The following is a 13,399-nucleotide window of genomic DNA, read 5'->3' on the forward strand; positions in this document are numbered from 1 at the left end:
AACATGGCCGTGGGTTGGCGCTTCGGCAAGGCCTTGCCGTAGGCTTGACCCGTGATCGAGACGAAGCGCCTGAAGCTGCGCCCCTTCCGGGCCGGGGACATCGCCCCCTACGCCGCGATCCGCGCCAAGCCCGAGGTGGTGAGGTTCCTGCCCGGCGGCATGGCGCTCTGCGCCACCGCGCGCGAGGATGCGGAGCGCATCGTCCCGCGCTTCGCCGCGCTCTGGGAGGCGGGCGGCTATGGACCCTGGGCGGTGGAGGATCGTGGGTCGGGCACCCTGCTCGGCCATGCCGGGCTGCGCGACCTCGGCCGTGAGACGGAGATCCTTTACATGCTGGACAGCCGGGCCTGGGGACAGGGCCTCGCCACCGAGGCTGCGCTGGCGGCGCGGGATTACGGCTTCGGCGTGCTCCGTCTCCCGGGCCTTGTCGGCTATGCCCTGCCGGAGAACGCGGCTTCCTGCCGCGTCCTCGCGAAGATCGGCATGCGCGAGGAGGGGAGGGTGCACATTTTCGGCCTCGATGCGCTGCGCTTCGTCCTCACGCCGCCCGCCGGATGAACTCGGCGCAGCGCTCGCCGATCATGATGGCCCCGGCATTGGTGTTGCCGCTGACCACGGCTGGCATGATGGAGCAATCGGCGATGCGCAGCCGGTCCACCCCCTTCACGCGCAGTTCGGTGTCCACGACCGCGCCCTCGTCCGAGCCCATGCGGCAGGTGCTGGTCGGGTGGTAGATGGTCCCTCCGGTGTTGCGGCAAAACTCCAGCAGGTCCTCGTCCGTCTCGCCCTTGCCGGGCGCCGGGGCGTAGCGCGATTCGATCCAAGGCTGCATGGCCCTCGTGTCGGCGAGGCGCTGCGCCAGCTTCAGCCCCTCCACCATGCATTGCCGGTCGGTTTCCGTCGCCAGGTAGTTGGCGCGGATGCGCGCCTTGGCCATCGGGTCCGGGCTGGCCAGGGTGATGTCGCCCCGGCTTTCCGGGCGGAGCTGGCAGACGCTCATGGTGAAGCCGGGGAAGCGGTGCAGCCCTTCCTTCACGGTGTCCGCGCTCCAGGGAATGAAGTGGAACTGCACGTCCGGCGTGGCGCTCTGCGGCAGGACGCGGGCGAAGAGGCCGCTGGTCCCCGCAGCGAAGGTCAGCGGACCGCTTCGTGTCAGCGCGTATTGCGCGCCCATCCGCGCCATGCCCCAGAGGCTGTTCACCATCTCGTTCAGGGAGCCGCGCTGGCTGGCCCGGAACATCAGCCGCGCCTGGAAGTGGTCTTGCAGATGGCGCCCCACGCCGGGCGTGTCGCGGCGCACCTCGATGCCCATCTCCTGCAGGTGCTCGGCCGGGCCGATGCCCGACAGCATCAGGAGCTGCGGCGAATTGATCGCCCCGCCGGACAGCACGACCTCCCGCCGGGCGCGGATGACCTTTTCCTGGCCATGCTGGCGATAGGCGACGCCGACGGCCCGCCCGTCCTCCATCAGCACGCGCAGCGCATGCGCGTCGGTCAGCAGGCGAAGGTTGGGCCGGCGCAGCGCCGGCTTGAGAAAGGCGGTGGCGGCGGAGCAGCGCACGCCGTTGCGCACCGTCACCTGGTACCAGCCTGCCCCTTCCTGGCTTTCGCCATTGAAATCCGGGTTGACCGGAAAGCCCAGCTCCCGTGCGGCCTCCAGGAAGGCGACGGAAAGCGGGTTCCGGTCGCGCAGGTCGCTGACGCAAAGCGGCCCTTCCGCGCCATGGAGGTGCGACGGACCGCGCTCATTGCCCTCGGCGCGCTTGAAATAGGGCAGGCAATCCTCGAATCCCCAGCCGGTGCAGCCCATCTGCCGCCACTGGTCGTAATCCTCCATCTGGCCGCGAATGTAGATCAGCCCGTTGATGGCGGAGGAACCGCCCAGCACCCGGCCGCGCGGCCAGGGCACGGAACGCCCGCCCAGCCCCGGCTCAGCCTCGGTCTGGTAATTCCAGGAGATGGTGGGGTGGTACATCGTCTTGGCGTAGCCGATGGGGATGTGCAGCCAGGCGTTGCGGTCCCGCGAGCCGGCCTCCAGCACCGTGACGGACAGGCGCGGATCCTCCGACAGCCTCCCGGCCAGGGCCGACCCCGCCGAGCCGCTGCCGACCACGATGATGTCCGTTTCCTCCATCCCTGCCTCTCCCTGTTCGAGCCGCCTTTCCCGCATGGTCCGGCGGCGCGCCGCTTGACGCAAGCCATGGCCGGGCGTGGCATGGGGCCATGCCACCGCTTGACCTCCTTGCCGACACCCTCGGCCCCCAGGGCCTCCTGCGCGATGCGGGCGACGTCGCGCCCTATGCCGTGGATTGGCGCGGCGTGTATCGCGGCCATCCCGAGGCGGTGCTGCGCCCCGCCAGCACGGCGGAGGTGGCTTCCGCCCTGCGCCTCTGCGCCGATCTGGGCCTCGCCGTCGTTCCGGCGGGCGGCCGCACCTCGCTTTGCGGCGCGGCGGTGCCGATCGAGCAGGGGCCGCCCAGCGTCGTCCTGTCGCTGGAGCGGATGAACCGCATCCGCGCCCTCGACCCGCTCGACCTGTCCCTGGTGGCGGAAGCGGGCTGCACGGTGGAGGCGGTGCAGGTGGCGGCGGAGGCAGCCGGGCGATTCTTTCCGCTGCATTTCGGTGCCCAGGGCTCGGCGATGGTGGGTGGCGCGCTGTCCACCAATGCGGGCGGCATCCGCACCCTGCGCTATGGCAATGCGCGCGACCTCGTGCTGGGGCTGGAGGTGGTGCTGCCCGATGGCCGCGTGCTGGACGACCTCCGCCGGGTCCGCAAGGACAATAGCGGCTACGCGCTGCGCCACCTGTTCATGGGCGCGGAAGGGACGCTGGGCGTGATTACCGCCGCCTCGCTCAAGCTCTTCCCGCCCCTGCTGAAGCGCGAAACGGCACTGGTCGCGGTCCGCTCGCCGCACGAGGCGCTGCGCCTGCTCGCCCGCTGCCAGGGCAGCGGCGCGGAGCTCGTCGCCTTCGAGCTGATCGGCCGGCCCTGCATCGAGATCACGCTGAAGCACGCGCCGCATGTTCGGAAGCCGATGGAGCTTTCGACCTCCTGGTTCTGCCTCGTCGAAGCGGCTTCGACCCATCTCTCCATCCCGGTGCGCGAGGCGCTGGAAGCTGCGCTGATGGCGGCGCTGGAGGCGGGCGAGGCGGAGGATGTCATCCTCTGCGAAAGCGAGGACCAGCGCCGCAACCTCTGGGACATCCGCGAGGGCTTCCCGGCCTGCTCGCGCCAGGAGGCGCCGGGCCTGCCGACCGACACCGCCGTGCCGGTCAGTGCTATCCCCGACTTCCTCGAAAGCTGCGGCGCGCTGATCGCGGAGCGCTACCCGGAGGGAAAGATGGTGGCGATCGGCCACATGGGCGACGGCAACATCCACCTTTCCCTCCAGGCGCCCCCCGGCACCACCCATGCCGACTGGGCGCGGCGCGGCGCCGGGTTCGAGGAGCGGGTGGGCGAGATCGCGGTGGAACTCGGCGGCTCGTTCTCGGCGGAGCACGGGATCGGCCAGTCGAAGCGCGCGGCCATGGCGGGGCTGAAGGATCCGGTGACCCTATCGGTCATGCGCGCCATCAAGGACGTGTTGGACCCGGCGGGCCGGATGAACCCGGGCAAGGTGCTGCCGCCCCCCTGAGGTTCCGTGCGGCGCCGATCTGGTCTAGGAGGGCGGCGACGGGGCGTAGCACAGCCTGGTAGTGCGCCTGCTTTGGGAGCAGGAGGTCGCTGGTTCGAATCCAGTCGCCCCGACCAATCCCCTCAGCCGCGCCGGCCTGCGGCGTGGCGGTCCCAGGCGGGACGCCGGTCGCCCAGCGCGCACCAATCGCCCGAGGCGATGACCGGCGCCGCGCATTCCGCATCGGACACATAGGCCTGCGCCCGCCTCCGGCTGCCGTCGCTGAGCCGCACCTCCAGCACCGTCCGGCGATAGGCCCCGCCCGGCGTCCCGAAGGGAAGCGCTTCCTCCAGCGCGTCCAGCCTCACGAGGCGCGCGGGTTCCAGCGGCACGATCTCGCCCTGCACCTCGCCGTCGCCCCGGCGCATGACGGGATAGGGCCCAAGGTCGTGCAGCACGCCGCGAGTCCGGGCTGGGTGGCGCGTCAGCCCTTCCAGCAGCGACGCGTTGGCCTGCCCCGCGCGCAGCGTGCCGTAGACGAAGAGCCAGGGCACGACAGGACGGGCGGGCCGCCCGGTCGCCGCCGCCTCCATCGCCGCCATGCCCAGCCCATGCGAGGCGAGGCCGCGGCGGATCAGGTCCAGATAGGCGCGGGTGGGCGGGACATGGCCCTGGCGGCGGGAGGGCGGCGCGTCATAGATCCACGCCTCGCAAGTGGCGCCGCCGGGCAGGACGGCATGAACCATTTCGCGCAGATAGGCGTCGGGGTGGCCTTGCTTCAGGTCCAGCAGGGCAAGGGCCTCGTCCTCCACCTCGAAGACCACGCCTTCCACCGCATGGCCGGGCGCAACGGACAAGGTGACGACCCCGCCGCCGCGCGAGCGGCCGAAGCGCTCGAAGGACAGGCACCGGTCGAGCAGCAGCGCGGTGGAAACGGCGCGCAGCGGCTTCCCGGCATGGCCGTTCCGCCGCAGCCAATCCTCGCGGTCGGCATCGTCCACGTTGGCGCCGTGGAAGAAGACGAGGCTCATGTGTCGAGCGCTGCCTTGGCCTCGGCCAGGGCCATCCGGTCCGCCTCGTCCAGCACCGGGTAGTGGAGGTCGAGCCCTTCCAGCGCCGCCACGATCGCCTCCACCACGACGAGGCGCGTGAACCACTTGCGGTCCGCCGGCACCACGAACCAGGGGGCGTGCGGCCTGGCGGTGCGGGCGATCGCCTCCTCGTAGGCCGCCATGTAGCTGTCCCAGTGGCGCCGCTCCGCCACGTCGGCAGGGCTGAACTTCCAGTTCTTCGACGGCTCCTCGATGCGCGACAGGAACCGGCGCTTCTGCTCCTCCGGGCTGAGGTGGAGAAAGAACTTCAGCACCACGATGCCCTGGCGGGCGAGGTAGCGCTCGAAGGCGGCGATGTCTTCCAGCCGCTCCTTCCAGATGTCCTTGGTGACCAGGCGCGAAGGCAGCATCTGCGCCGCCAGGATGCGCGGGTGGACGCGCGCCACCAGCACTTCCTCGTACCAGGAGCGGTTGTGGATCCCGATCTGGCCGCGGGCCGGGAGCTGGGCGGCGTGGCGCCAAAGGAAGTCGTGGTCGCGCTCCGTCGCGCTGGGGGCCTTGAAGCTGGCGACGTGGCAGCCCTGGGGGTTCACGCCGGAGAAGACGTGCTTGATCGCCCCGTCCTTTCCGGCCGCGTCCATCGCCTGGAAGATGCACAACACCCCCCAGCGATCCTGCGCATAGAGCATGTCCTGCAGGGCGGAGAGCCGCGAGACGCCGTTGGCGAGCAGCTTCTCCGCCGATTTCTTGTCGAGCCCCGACCCCGCGAGGTCGGCGGGGTCGTGCTGCTGGAGGGTAAATCCCTTGCCGTCCTCGACGCGGAAGCGGCGAAGCATCGCCGCGGTCTCGATCTTCATGCCGCGGAGGCTCGCACCCGGCGTGCGGCGCGCCAAGCCCAAAGCAGCGCAAGGAGGTGAAGCGCTATCGTGAAGACCAGCGCCCAGGAATACCCGGCCGGGTTCCACCCGCCCGCCGCTGTGCGGGGCCAAAGGTCGAGCAGCGCCCCGATCAGTGTCTGAAGGGCGAAGACGAGGCAGAGCATGGCGGCGTTGATCGCGGTGGCGACCCGCCCGGCAAGCTCCGCCGGGAAGTGCTGCCCGATCGCCGCATAGGCAGCCGGCCCCGCTGAACCAGCCACCGCGAACAGGCCCCAGAGCAGGCAAAGCGCCGCAAGCCCGGTCGGCGCGGCGAGGGCGAAGACTGCCTGGAGGGTGATCTGCACCCCCATCGCCAGGAAGGGGACGAGCATGGGTGGCGCGCCCCGTGCCTGCCCCCAGGAAGCGAGCTGGCCGGTGGCAAAGGAGCCCAGCGCCATGCCCCCCGCATAGGCGAAGAGCACGGCGGCGCGCGCCTCGGCGCCCAGCCCCGCGACGTCGCGCAGCCACGGCCCTGCCCAGAGCCCCTGATAGGTGAAGTTCAGCGCGGACAGGACGCAGACCGCGGGGACGAAGCCGGTAAAGGCGGGATGCCGGAAGATCGGCCCGAAGGCCCGCGCCTCGGCAGCCAGGGAGCGCCGGGCGGGCCGCAACTGGCCGGGCGGCGCATCGGGAACGGAAAGCCAGATCCACAGCGCCACGACGAGGGACAGCCCGGCCAACAGGGCGAAGCCGCCGCGCCAGCCGATGAGGGGAAGCAGGGCGGAAAGCGGCAGCGTCACCGACACTCCGCCCATGGCGCCGATCAGCAGGCCGGTGCCGGTCATCGCGGCGACGCGATGCCGGGGATACCACTGCGTGTTGGCCTTGAGCATGGCGGTGAGCCCAGCGGCGATGCCGATGCCAGTGAGGACCCGCCCCAGCATCACCGTGCCGATTCCCTCGGCCAGGGCGCAGAGCAGGAACCCCGCCCCGGCGGTCAGCGCCAGCGCCGCCTGCACGCGTCGCGCCCCGAACAGGTCGAGGGCGAGGCCGGCAGGAAGCTGCGTCGCCGCATAGGCCATGAACATCACCGCGGCGAGCAGGCCGAGGTCGCTCGCCGACAGGGCGAATTCCAGCGCCAGGGCCGGGCCGATCACCGCCAGCACCGCGCGGCTCGCCTGGTTCAGGAAGTTCACCGCGGCAAGCGGCGCGGTGACGCGCAGGAACGCGTTCACCGAAGCCGCATCCGCACCGAGATCGGGCAGTGGTCGGAGATCCGCTCGCGCAGCGCCGGGTCGCGCTCGGCATAGACCATGACGCGCAGGCTGCCCGGCAGGACGAGGCGCTCCGCCCCGCCGCCCAGCAGGATATGGCTGATGAAGGGCCGCCCGCCGCGCGCATCGGACCAGCACGGGTTCGAGGCGCCGGCGGTGGCGCGCAGCACCGGCGCCTCGGCCGAGAGCGCGGCGGTCATGTCGTCGCGCGGATGGTCCATGCGGCGGTTGAAGTCGCCCAGTATGGCGAAGGCGATGCCCTCCCTGCGGCGCTCACCCACCCAGTCGGCGAGGATGCGGGACTGGCGCGCGAGGACCTCGCAATCCTGTCCGCGCGAGGAGGCGATGGGCCCCTCCCGGCATCCGGCCTTGAGGTGGACGGACAGGAGGCGCAGCGGCGCCCCTTCGGGGAAGACCGTCACGTCGGTCCCGCGCCGGAGCGAGAAGCGGGCGTGCGGCGCGGTGTCCAGCCCTTCCAGGTCCGGGTTCTGCACGGCGCGGAGGCCGCGCCGGATGGCGAAGCCGGTGCGCTGCACATCCGCCTCCCGCGCGAAGAAGAAGGCGTAGTCGCGCTCGGGCAGGATGCGCGCCAGGGCTTCGGGGCCGTCCACCTCCTGCACGGCCAGGATGTCCGCCTCCAGCCGTCGCGCATATTCGGCGAGGCGGCGCCAGTCGGCAGCGTCGCGGGCGACGAGGTCGCGCGGCAGGGTCGGGTCGCCCGCCGGGCGCAGCGTCAGCCAGGCGATGTTCCAGGTGGCGAGCTTGAGCTCCGCCGCCTGGGCGGGAAGGACCAGAAGGACGAGGAGAAGGAAAGGAACCACGCGACTCATGCCGCCATCCTGGCGTTAGGATGCGTGCGATGCGACCCCTTCTCCCCGCGCTGATGCTCCTGGCTGCCGTGCCGGCCTTCGCCCAGGCCCCGGCGGAACTCGCCTCCCGCCTGCCGGCGGAAGCGGCGGGCTGGTCGCGGCGGGGGGTCACCGACCTGGAAACCCGTCCTGGCGGGGCCGGGCTGGGCGCGGCGGCTGAATACCGGCCGGCCTCGGGGCCGGGCGTGGCGACGATCTACCTGTATCGCCGCGGCACCACGGTGGAGGCGGAACTCGCCCAGGCCCAGGAGGACATCCGCTCCCTGGGCGCCATGCGGCAATACACGGTGGGCGCGCCGCGCGAATGGGGCTCGCTGCTCACCGGATCACGCTGCGTGGTGGCGGAGCAGCGCTTCACGGGCGGTCAGGCGGCCGACACCTATGCCTGCGTGGGACAGTCCGCGGGCTGGACGGTGAAGCTGCGCGTGACCCTCCCGGCCGGGGCGGAGGCCGCCCCCACCCTCCAGGCCCTGTCCCGCGCGGCCTATTCCGTCCTGTGAGGGCAGGGCGGCGAAAGCCGCCATGGACACCGCGTCCCGGCTGTGGTTAACCCCCGCCACCCTGCCGCCGGCGTGGCACGCCCGCGGCTATGCCCGTTTGCGCGCCGTCATCCCGAGGGCCGCCGGGGCTGAGCATCCATAGGGAGACAACATGCCGCTTTACGAATGCGTGTTTATCGCGCGCAACGACGTCACCCAGCAGCAGGTCGAGGCGATCGCCGAAACCATGGCCTCCGTCATCGGCGAGGCCGGCGGCGAGGTGAAGAAGCGCGAGTACTGGGGCCTGCGCGGCCTCGCCTACCGCGTGAAGAAGAACCGGAAGGGGCACTACATGCTCCTCGGCATCGAGGCGCCGGCCGCCGCGATGCAGGAGGTCGAGCGTCAGCTTGGCCTGAACGAGGACGTGCTGCGCGAAATGACCATCCGCATCGAGTCCATCAACGACGAGCCCTCCGCCATCCTCGCCAAGCGCGGCGACGAGCGTGAGCGCGGCTTCCGCGGGCCGAAGCCCGCCGGGCGCTTCGCGTCGGGCCGTGGCGGTTCCCGCGGCGACGACCGCGAGGAGTTCCGCGCCCGTCCGCGGGACGAGATGGACATGAACATGAACGAGGAGGTCTGAGAGCATGAGCGAGACCACCGCCGAACCGAACATCGCCAACCGCCGCGCGGCCGTTGGCGCCCGCCGGCCCTTCTACCGGCGCAAGAAGTCCTGCCCGTTCTCCGGCCCCAACGCGCCGAAGATCGACTACAAGGACGTGCGCCTGCTGTCCCGCTTCCTGAGCGAGCGCGGCAAGATCGTCCCGGCCCGGATCACCGCGGTCAGCGGCAAGAAGCAGCGCGAACTGGCCCAGGCCATCAAGCGCGCCCGCTTCCTGGCCCTGCTGCCCTACGTGATCAACGACTGAGCAGGACCGGGTGGCGTGAGCGGCCACGGCACGGGGCAGGGCGGGGCTTCGGTCTCCGCCGCGACGCCGGCGGCGCTGGCCGCGGGCGCGTGCTCGGCGCTGTGCGCCCTTTGGGCCATGCGCGGCCTGCCGCTGGGCGGGCTTCTGCTCTGGGTCACCCCCCTGCCGCTGCTGCTGGCGGGGCTTGGCTTCGGGGCACGCGCCGCCGCCATCGCGGTGGTCGTCGCCTCGCTGAGCCTCCTGCTGCTGAGCCCGTTGCTGGGCCTCGCCATCTACCTCTTCGCCTTCGGCTTGCCGGCGGCGCTGCTGGTGGGGGCGGCGCAGCAGCCGGGACGGATGGAACTGGCGTTGCCGCTGGCCCTGCTGGGCATCTGGCCGGCCGCCATCGTCCTGGGCCTTGCCGTGCTGATCCCCGATCTCGAAGGGGCGATGCGCGAGGCGGTGGCACTTGGCACGCAGCGCATGGGCGTTGCCCTGCCGGAAGGCATGGTGGAGCAGGTGGCGCGGGTGAAGGCGGCTGCGGCGGGATTCTGGGTGGCGCTGACCATGGTCGTGAACGGCCTCGTCGCGCAGCGCATCCTGGAACGCCGTGGGCTCGCCCTGCATCCCTCTCCGCCGGCGGAGGCACTGCGGGTGCCGGATTGGTACCTGCTGCTGCCGGGCTTGGCGCTGGGCGGCCTGCTCGCCGTGGGTGGCGCGGTGCCCCTGTCGGTGCTGCTGATCCTGCTGGTGCCCTTCCTGCTGCTCGGCGTGGCGGCGGTACACCGGCGGCTGCGGGACCGGCCAGGACGCATGGCCTTTCTGGTGGGCTTCTACCTGCTCATGCTCCTCTTCCTGCAAGTCATGGCCCCGCTGATGGTCGGCCTGGGCCTTTTCGAACAGATCCGGCGGCGCCCCGCGCCGCCCCCAACCTGATGCGAGACGTGTGATGATTGACCTGATTCTGATGCAGCGCGTGGAAAAGCTCGGCCAGATGGGCGAGATGGTGAAGGTGAAGCCCGGCTACGCGCGCAACTTCCTCCTGCCCCAGGGCAAGGCGATCCGCGCCACCAAGGCGAACATCGCCAAGTTCGAGCAGGACCGCGTCCAGCTCGAGGCGCAGAACCTGAAGCGCCGCGAGGAAGCCGAGCGCATCGCCGAGCGCATGGAGGGCCTGTCGGTCGTCCTGATCCGCTCCGCCGGTGAGAGCGGCAACCTCTACGGTTCCGTGTCGGCGCGCGACATCGCCGAGGGCTGCAAGGCCTCCGGCCTCACGGTGGGCCGCAGCCAAGTGCAGCTGGACCAGCCGATCAAGATGCTCGGCCTGTCCACCGTGCGCGTGGAGCTTCACCCCGAGGTGCTGCTGCCGGTGACGGTGAACGTTGCCCGCTCCCCCGAGGAGGCAGAGAAGCAGGCCCGTGGCGAGGAGATCCAGCGCGAGGAGGAGATCACCCTCGAGGACGAGCTGGTCGCCGAGCTGGGCGCCGCGACGCGCGACTGAGGCGAGGCCCCCGGCATCGGGGGCACGCCCAAAAGGAAAGGGGGCCTCGCGGCCCCCTTTTTTGTGACCGGGTGTCGGAGGGGGCAGGGCCCCCTCCCGGTGCGTCAGGCCGCCTTGGCCATGCCGCGCAGCACGTAGTGAAGGATGCCGCCGTTGCGGTAGTACTCGACCTCGTCGGCCGTATCCACGCGGCACTGGACTTCCGTCCGCACCACGCTTCCGTCGGCCCGCGTGATCACCAGCTGGAGCATCATGCGGGGCTTCAGCTCCTCGATGCCCAGGATGTCCACCGTCTCGTCGCCGCGCAGCCCCAGGGAGGAGCGGCTTTCGCCCTCGCGGAACACCAGCGGCAGCACGCCCATGCCCACGAGGTTGGAGCGGTGGATGCGCTCGAAGCTCTCCGCCACCACAGCCTTGATGCCCAGCAGGAAGGTGCCCTTCGCGGCCCAGTCGCGCGAGGAGCCCATGCCGTACTCCTTGCCGCCGAACACGACCAGCGGCACGCCCTCGTTCTTGTAGCGCATCGCCACGTCGTAGATCGGCGCGACGTCGCCCGACGGGAAGTGCTGCGAGATGCCGCCTTCCGTGCCCGGGGCCATCTCGTTCTTGATGCGGATGTTGGCGAAGGTGCCGCGCATCATGACTTCATGGTTGCCGCGGCGGGCGCCGTAGCTGTTGAAGTCGAAGGGCCGCACCTGGTGCTCGAGCAGGTATTCGCCCGCCGGGCTCACCTTGCGGATGTTGCCCGCCGGCGAGATGTGGTCCGTCGTGATGTTGTCGCCCAGCAGCGCCAGGATGCGCGCGCCGTTGATGGAGGCGAGCGGCTTCGTCTCCATCGTCATTCCCTCGAAGTAGGGCGGGTTCTGGACGTAGGTGGAGCCGCCATTCCAGCGATAGGTGTCGCTGCCCGCATCCACCTGGATGGCCCGCCACTGCTCCGTGCCATTGAACACGTTGTCGTAGCGGTTCTTGAACATCTCCGGCGTCACGTTGCGGTGGACGATCTCGGCCACCTCCTGCTGGGACGGCCAGATGTCCTTCAGCATGACCGGGTGCCCGTCGCTCGCGGTGCCGATCGGGTCCTTGGCCAAGTCGACCTTCACCGAGCCGGCCAGGGCATAGGCCACGACCAGCGGCGGGGAGGCGAGGTAGTTCGCGCGCACATTGGCGTGGACGCGGCCCTCGAAGTTGCGGTTGCCCGACAGCACCGCCGAGACGACCAGCTTGTTGTCCTCGATCGCGTCCACCATCGGGTCCGGCAGCGGGCCCGAATTGCCGATACAGGTGGTGCAGCCGTAGCCGACGGTCTGGAAGCCCAGCGCGTCGAGGTCGTCCTGCAGCCCCGCCGAGTCCAGGTAGTCCGTCACCACCTGGGAGCCGGGGGCAAGGGAGGTCTTCACCCAGGGCTTCGGCTTCAGCCCCTTCTCCCGCGCCTTGCGGGCGACGAGGCCGGCGGCCACCAGCACGTAGGGGTTGGAGGTGTTGGTGCAGGAGGTGATGGCGGCGATCACCACGTCCCCATGGCCGAGGTCGTAATTGGCGCCTTCCACCGGCACACGCAGATCGGCCTGGTCGCCCGGGACACCCATGGCGCCTGCCGCGAGGTCCTTCTTGAAGGACGAGGCGACGGAGCCCAGCCCGATCCGGTCCTGCGGCCGCTTCGGTCCGGCCAGGGACGGCTCGACGGTGGAGAGGTCGAGCTCCAGCGTGTCGGTGAAGACCGGGTCCGGGGTGGTGGCGTCGCGCCACATGCCCTGGGCCTTGTGGTACTCGCGCACCAGGTTGACGCGGTGCGGGTCGCGGCCGGAGAGGCGCAGGTAGTCGAGCGTGATCTCGTCCACCGGGAAGAAGCCGCAGGTTGCGCCGTACTCGGGCGCCATGTTGGCGATGGTGGCGCGGTCCGCGAGCGGCATGGAGTCGAGGCCGGGGCCGAAGAACTCCACGAAGCGACCGACCACGCCCTTCTTGCGCAGCATCTGCGTGACGGTGAGCGCGAGATCGGTGGTCGTCACCCCCTCGCGCAGCTTGCCATGGACGCGGAAGCCGATCACGTCGGGGATCAGCATGGCGATGGGCTGACCGAGCATCGCGGCCTCGGCCTCGATGCCGCCCACGCCCCAGCCCAGCACGCCCATGCCGTTGATCATGGTCGTGTGGCTGTCCGTGCCGTAGCAGGAATCCGGATAGGCGTAGGTCTCGCCGTCCTCGGTGCTGGTCCACACCACCTGGCCCAGATACTCGAGGTTCACCTGGTGGCAGATGCCGGCGCCGGGCGGGACCACGCGGAAGTTCTGGAACGCCTCCTGTCCCCAGCGCAGGAACTCGTAGCGCTCCCCGTTGCGGTCGAACTCGATCTCGACGTTCTTAGCCATTGCCTGGGCGGAGCCGGCCACGTCCACCATCACCGAGTGGTCGATGACGAGGTCCACCGGGACCAGGGGGTTCACCTTGGACGGGTTGCCACCCAGCGCGATGATGCCGTCGCGCATGGCGGCGAGGTCCACCACGGCGGGGACGCCCGTGAAGTCCTGCATCAGGATGCGTGCGGGGCGGAAGGGCACTTCCTTGTCGGACATGCCCTGCTTCACCCACTCCGCGATCGAACGCGCGTCGTTCACGGTGTAGGAGCGGCCGTTCTCGTGGCGCAGCACGTTCTCGAGCAGGACCTTCAGCGAGAAGGGCAGGCGGGAAAGGTCGCCGATCTCCTTCGCCGCTTCGGGCAGGCTGAAATAGTGATAGGTCTTGCCGTCAACATTGAGCTGGCGGCGGGTTTGGAGCGTGTCCTGCCCGATCATGCGCATCTGAAGTGTCCCCACTCTTGCGCCCCGCCTTTAAGCATGGCGAAGC

General features: G+C 70.6%; 13 protein-coding genes and 1 tRNA gene. 8 read left to right on the forward strand and 6 right to left on the reverse strand.

What is annotated here, in order from left to right:
* The first annotated feature begins 51 nt into the window (after positions 1-51).
* Complete coding sequence (locus OF850_RS15130) at positions 52-558, forward strand: GNAT family N-acetyltransferase (protein ID WP_301591107.1); 507 nt, start codon at positions 52-54, stop codon at positions 556-558.
* Here OF850_RS15130 and OF850_RS15135 read toward each other — a convergent pair.
* The gene (locus OF850_RS15135) at positions 539-2,230 is read right to left on the reverse strand and encodes a GMC family oxidoreductase (protein ID WP_301591108.1); all 1,692 of its coding nucleotides are present in this window, start codon (positions 2,228-2,230) and stop codon (positions 539-541) included. The two genes, OF850_RS15130 and OF850_RS15135, sit on opposite strands and share 20 nt — an antisense overlap.
* On the opposite strand from OF850_RS15135, the gene OF850_RS15140 reads away from it, so the two are divergent.
* Together OF850_RS15140 and OF850_RS15145 are read left to right on the forward strand one after the other, a co-directional pair.
* Entirely contained in the window at positions 2,224-3,636 is a 1,413-nt protein-coding gene (locus OF850_RS15140; RefSeq protein WP_301591109.1) for an FAD-binding oxidoreductase, read from the forward strand. The two genes, OF850_RS15135 and OF850_RS15140, sit on opposite strands and share 7 nt — an antisense overlap.
* Positions 3,637-3,675: 39 nt before the next feature.
* Positions 3,676-3,752 (forward strand) — tRNA-Pro (locus OF850_RS15145).
* A gap of 6 nt (positions 3,753-3,758) precedes the next feature.
* On the opposite strand, the gene OF850_RS15150 is transcribed toward OF850_RS15145, so the two are convergent.
* The 4 genes from OF850_RS15150 to OF850_RS15165 are packed head-to-tail and all read right to left on the reverse strand — an operon-like array spanning position 3,759 to position 7,628.
* Positions 3,759-4,646: a gamma-glutamylcyclotransferase family protein gene (locus tag OF850_RS15150; protein WP_301591110.1), complete on the reverse strand. Its 888-nt coding sequence runs from the start codon at positions 4,644-4,646 to the stop codon at positions 3,759-3,761.
* Complete coding sequence (locus OF850_RS15155; RefSeq protein ID WP_301591111.1) at positions 4,643-5,524, reverse strand: polyphosphate kinase 2 family protein; 882 nt, start codon at positions 5,522-5,524, stop codon at positions 4,643-4,645. Before OF850_RS15155 ends, OF850_RS15150 begins: the two co-directional genes overlap by 4 nt.
* Complete coding sequence (locus OF850_RS15160; protein WP_301591112.1) at positions 5,521-6,759, reverse strand: MFS transporter; 1,239 nt, start codon at positions 6,757-6,759, stop codon at positions 5,521-5,523. Before OF850_RS15160 ends, OF850_RS15155 begins: the two co-directional genes overlap by 4 nt.
* Complete coding sequence (locus OF850_RS15165; RefSeq protein ID WP_301591113.1) at positions 6,756-7,628, reverse strand: endonuclease/exonuclease/phosphatase family protein; 873 nt, start codon at positions 7,626-7,628, stop codon at positions 6,756-6,758. The genes OF850_RS15160 and OF850_RS15165 overlap by 4 nt, the downstream gene beginning before the upstream one ends.
* 29 nt (positions 7,629-7,657) lie before the next feature.
* Here OF850_RS15165 and OF850_RS15170 point away from each other — a divergent pair, with 29 nt between their 5' ends.
* From OF850_RS15170 to rplI, 5 genes are all read left to right on the forward strand, one after another.
* Positions 7,658-8,167: a hypothetical protein gene (locus OF850_RS15170; protein ID WP_301591114.1), complete on the forward strand. Its 510-nt coding sequence runs from the start codon at positions 7,658-7,660 to the stop codon at positions 8,165-8,167.
* 151 nt (positions 8,168-8,318) lie between these two features.
* On the forward strand, positions 8,319-8,786 hold the full coding sequence (rpsF, locus tag OF850_RS15175) for a 30S ribosomal protein S6 (RefSeq protein WP_301591116.1): 468 nt from the start codon (positions 8,319-8,321) through the stop codon (positions 8,784-8,786).
* 4 nt (positions 8,787-8,790) lie between these two features.
* Positions 8,791-9,072, forward strand: a complete 282-nt coding sequence (rpsR, locus tag OF850_RS15180) for a 30S ribosomal protein S18 (protein WP_207540004.1) — start codon at positions 8,791-8,793, stop codon at positions 9,070-9,072.
* 15 nt (positions 9,073-9,087) lie between these two features.
* Positions 9,088-9,987: a DUF2232 domain-containing protein gene (locus OF850_RS15185; protein WP_301591117.1), complete on the forward strand. Its 900-nt coding sequence runs from the start codon at positions 9,088-9,090 to the stop codon at positions 9,985-9,987.
* A gap of 13 nt (positions 9,988-10,000) precedes the next feature.
* Positions 10,001-10,552: a 50S ribosomal protein L9 gene (rplI, locus tag OF850_RS15190; protein ID WP_301591118.1), complete on the forward strand. Its 552-nt coding sequence runs from the start codon at positions 10,001-10,003 to the stop codon at positions 10,550-10,552.
* A 104-nt stretch (positions 10,553-10,656) separates the two neighbouring features.
* On the opposite strand, the gene acnA is transcribed toward rplI, so the two are convergent.
* Complete coding sequence (gene acnA / locus OF850_RS15195) at positions 10,657-13,353, reverse strand: aconitate hydratase AcnA (RefSeq protein ID WP_301591119.1); 2,697 nt, start codon at positions 13,351-13,353, stop codon at positions 10,657-10,659.
* Positions 13,354-13,399 lie beyond the last annotated feature (46 nt).

It is taken from the genome of Sabulicella glaciei (assembly GCF_026183895.1).
Lineage (GTDB): Bacteria > Pseudomonadota > Alphaproteobacteria > Acetobacterales > Acetobacteraceae > Roseococcus > Roseococcus glaciei.

What these genes read in the sequence shown, in the direction of transcription:
- OF850_RS15140 (WP_301591109.1), top strand. Translation starts at nt 2,224, where the DNA reads ATGCCACCGCTTGACCTCCTTGCCGACACCCTCGGCCCCCAGGGCCTC.
- OF850_RS15150 (WP_301591110.1), bottom strand. Translation starts at nt 4,646, where the DNA reads ATGAGCCTCGTCTTCTTCCACGGCGCCAACGTGGACGATGCCGACCGC.
- OF850_RS15155 (WP_301591111.1), bottom strand. Translation starts at nt 5,524, where the DNA reads ATGAAGATCGAGACCGCGGCGATGCTTCGCCGCTTCCGCGTCGAGGAC.
- OF850_RS15165 (WP_301591113.1), bottom strand. Translation starts at nt 7,628, where the DNA reads ATGAGTCGCGTGGTTCCTTTCCTTCTCCTCGTCCTTCTGGTCCTTCCC.
- OF850_RS15170 (WP_301591114.1), top strand. Translation starts at nt 7,658, where the DNA reads ATGCGACCCCTTCTCCCCGCGCTGATGCTCCTGGCTGCCGTGCCGGCC.
- rpsF (WP_301591116.1), top strand. Translation starts at nt 8,319, where the DNA reads ATGCCGCTTTACGAATGCGTGTTTATCGCGCGCAACGACGTCACCCAG.
- rpsR (WP_207540004.1), top strand. Translation starts at nt 8,791, where the DNA reads ATGAGCGAGACCACCGCCGAACCGAACATCGCCAACCGCCGCGCGGCC.
- rplI (WP_301591118.1), top strand. Translation starts at nt 10,001, where the DNA reads ATGATTGACCTGATTCTGATGCAGCGCGTGGAAAAGCTCGGCCAGATG.
- acnA (WP_301591119.1), bottom strand. Translation starts at nt 13,353, where the DNA reads ATGCGCATGATCGGGCAGGACACGCTCCAAACCCGCCGCCAGCTCAAT.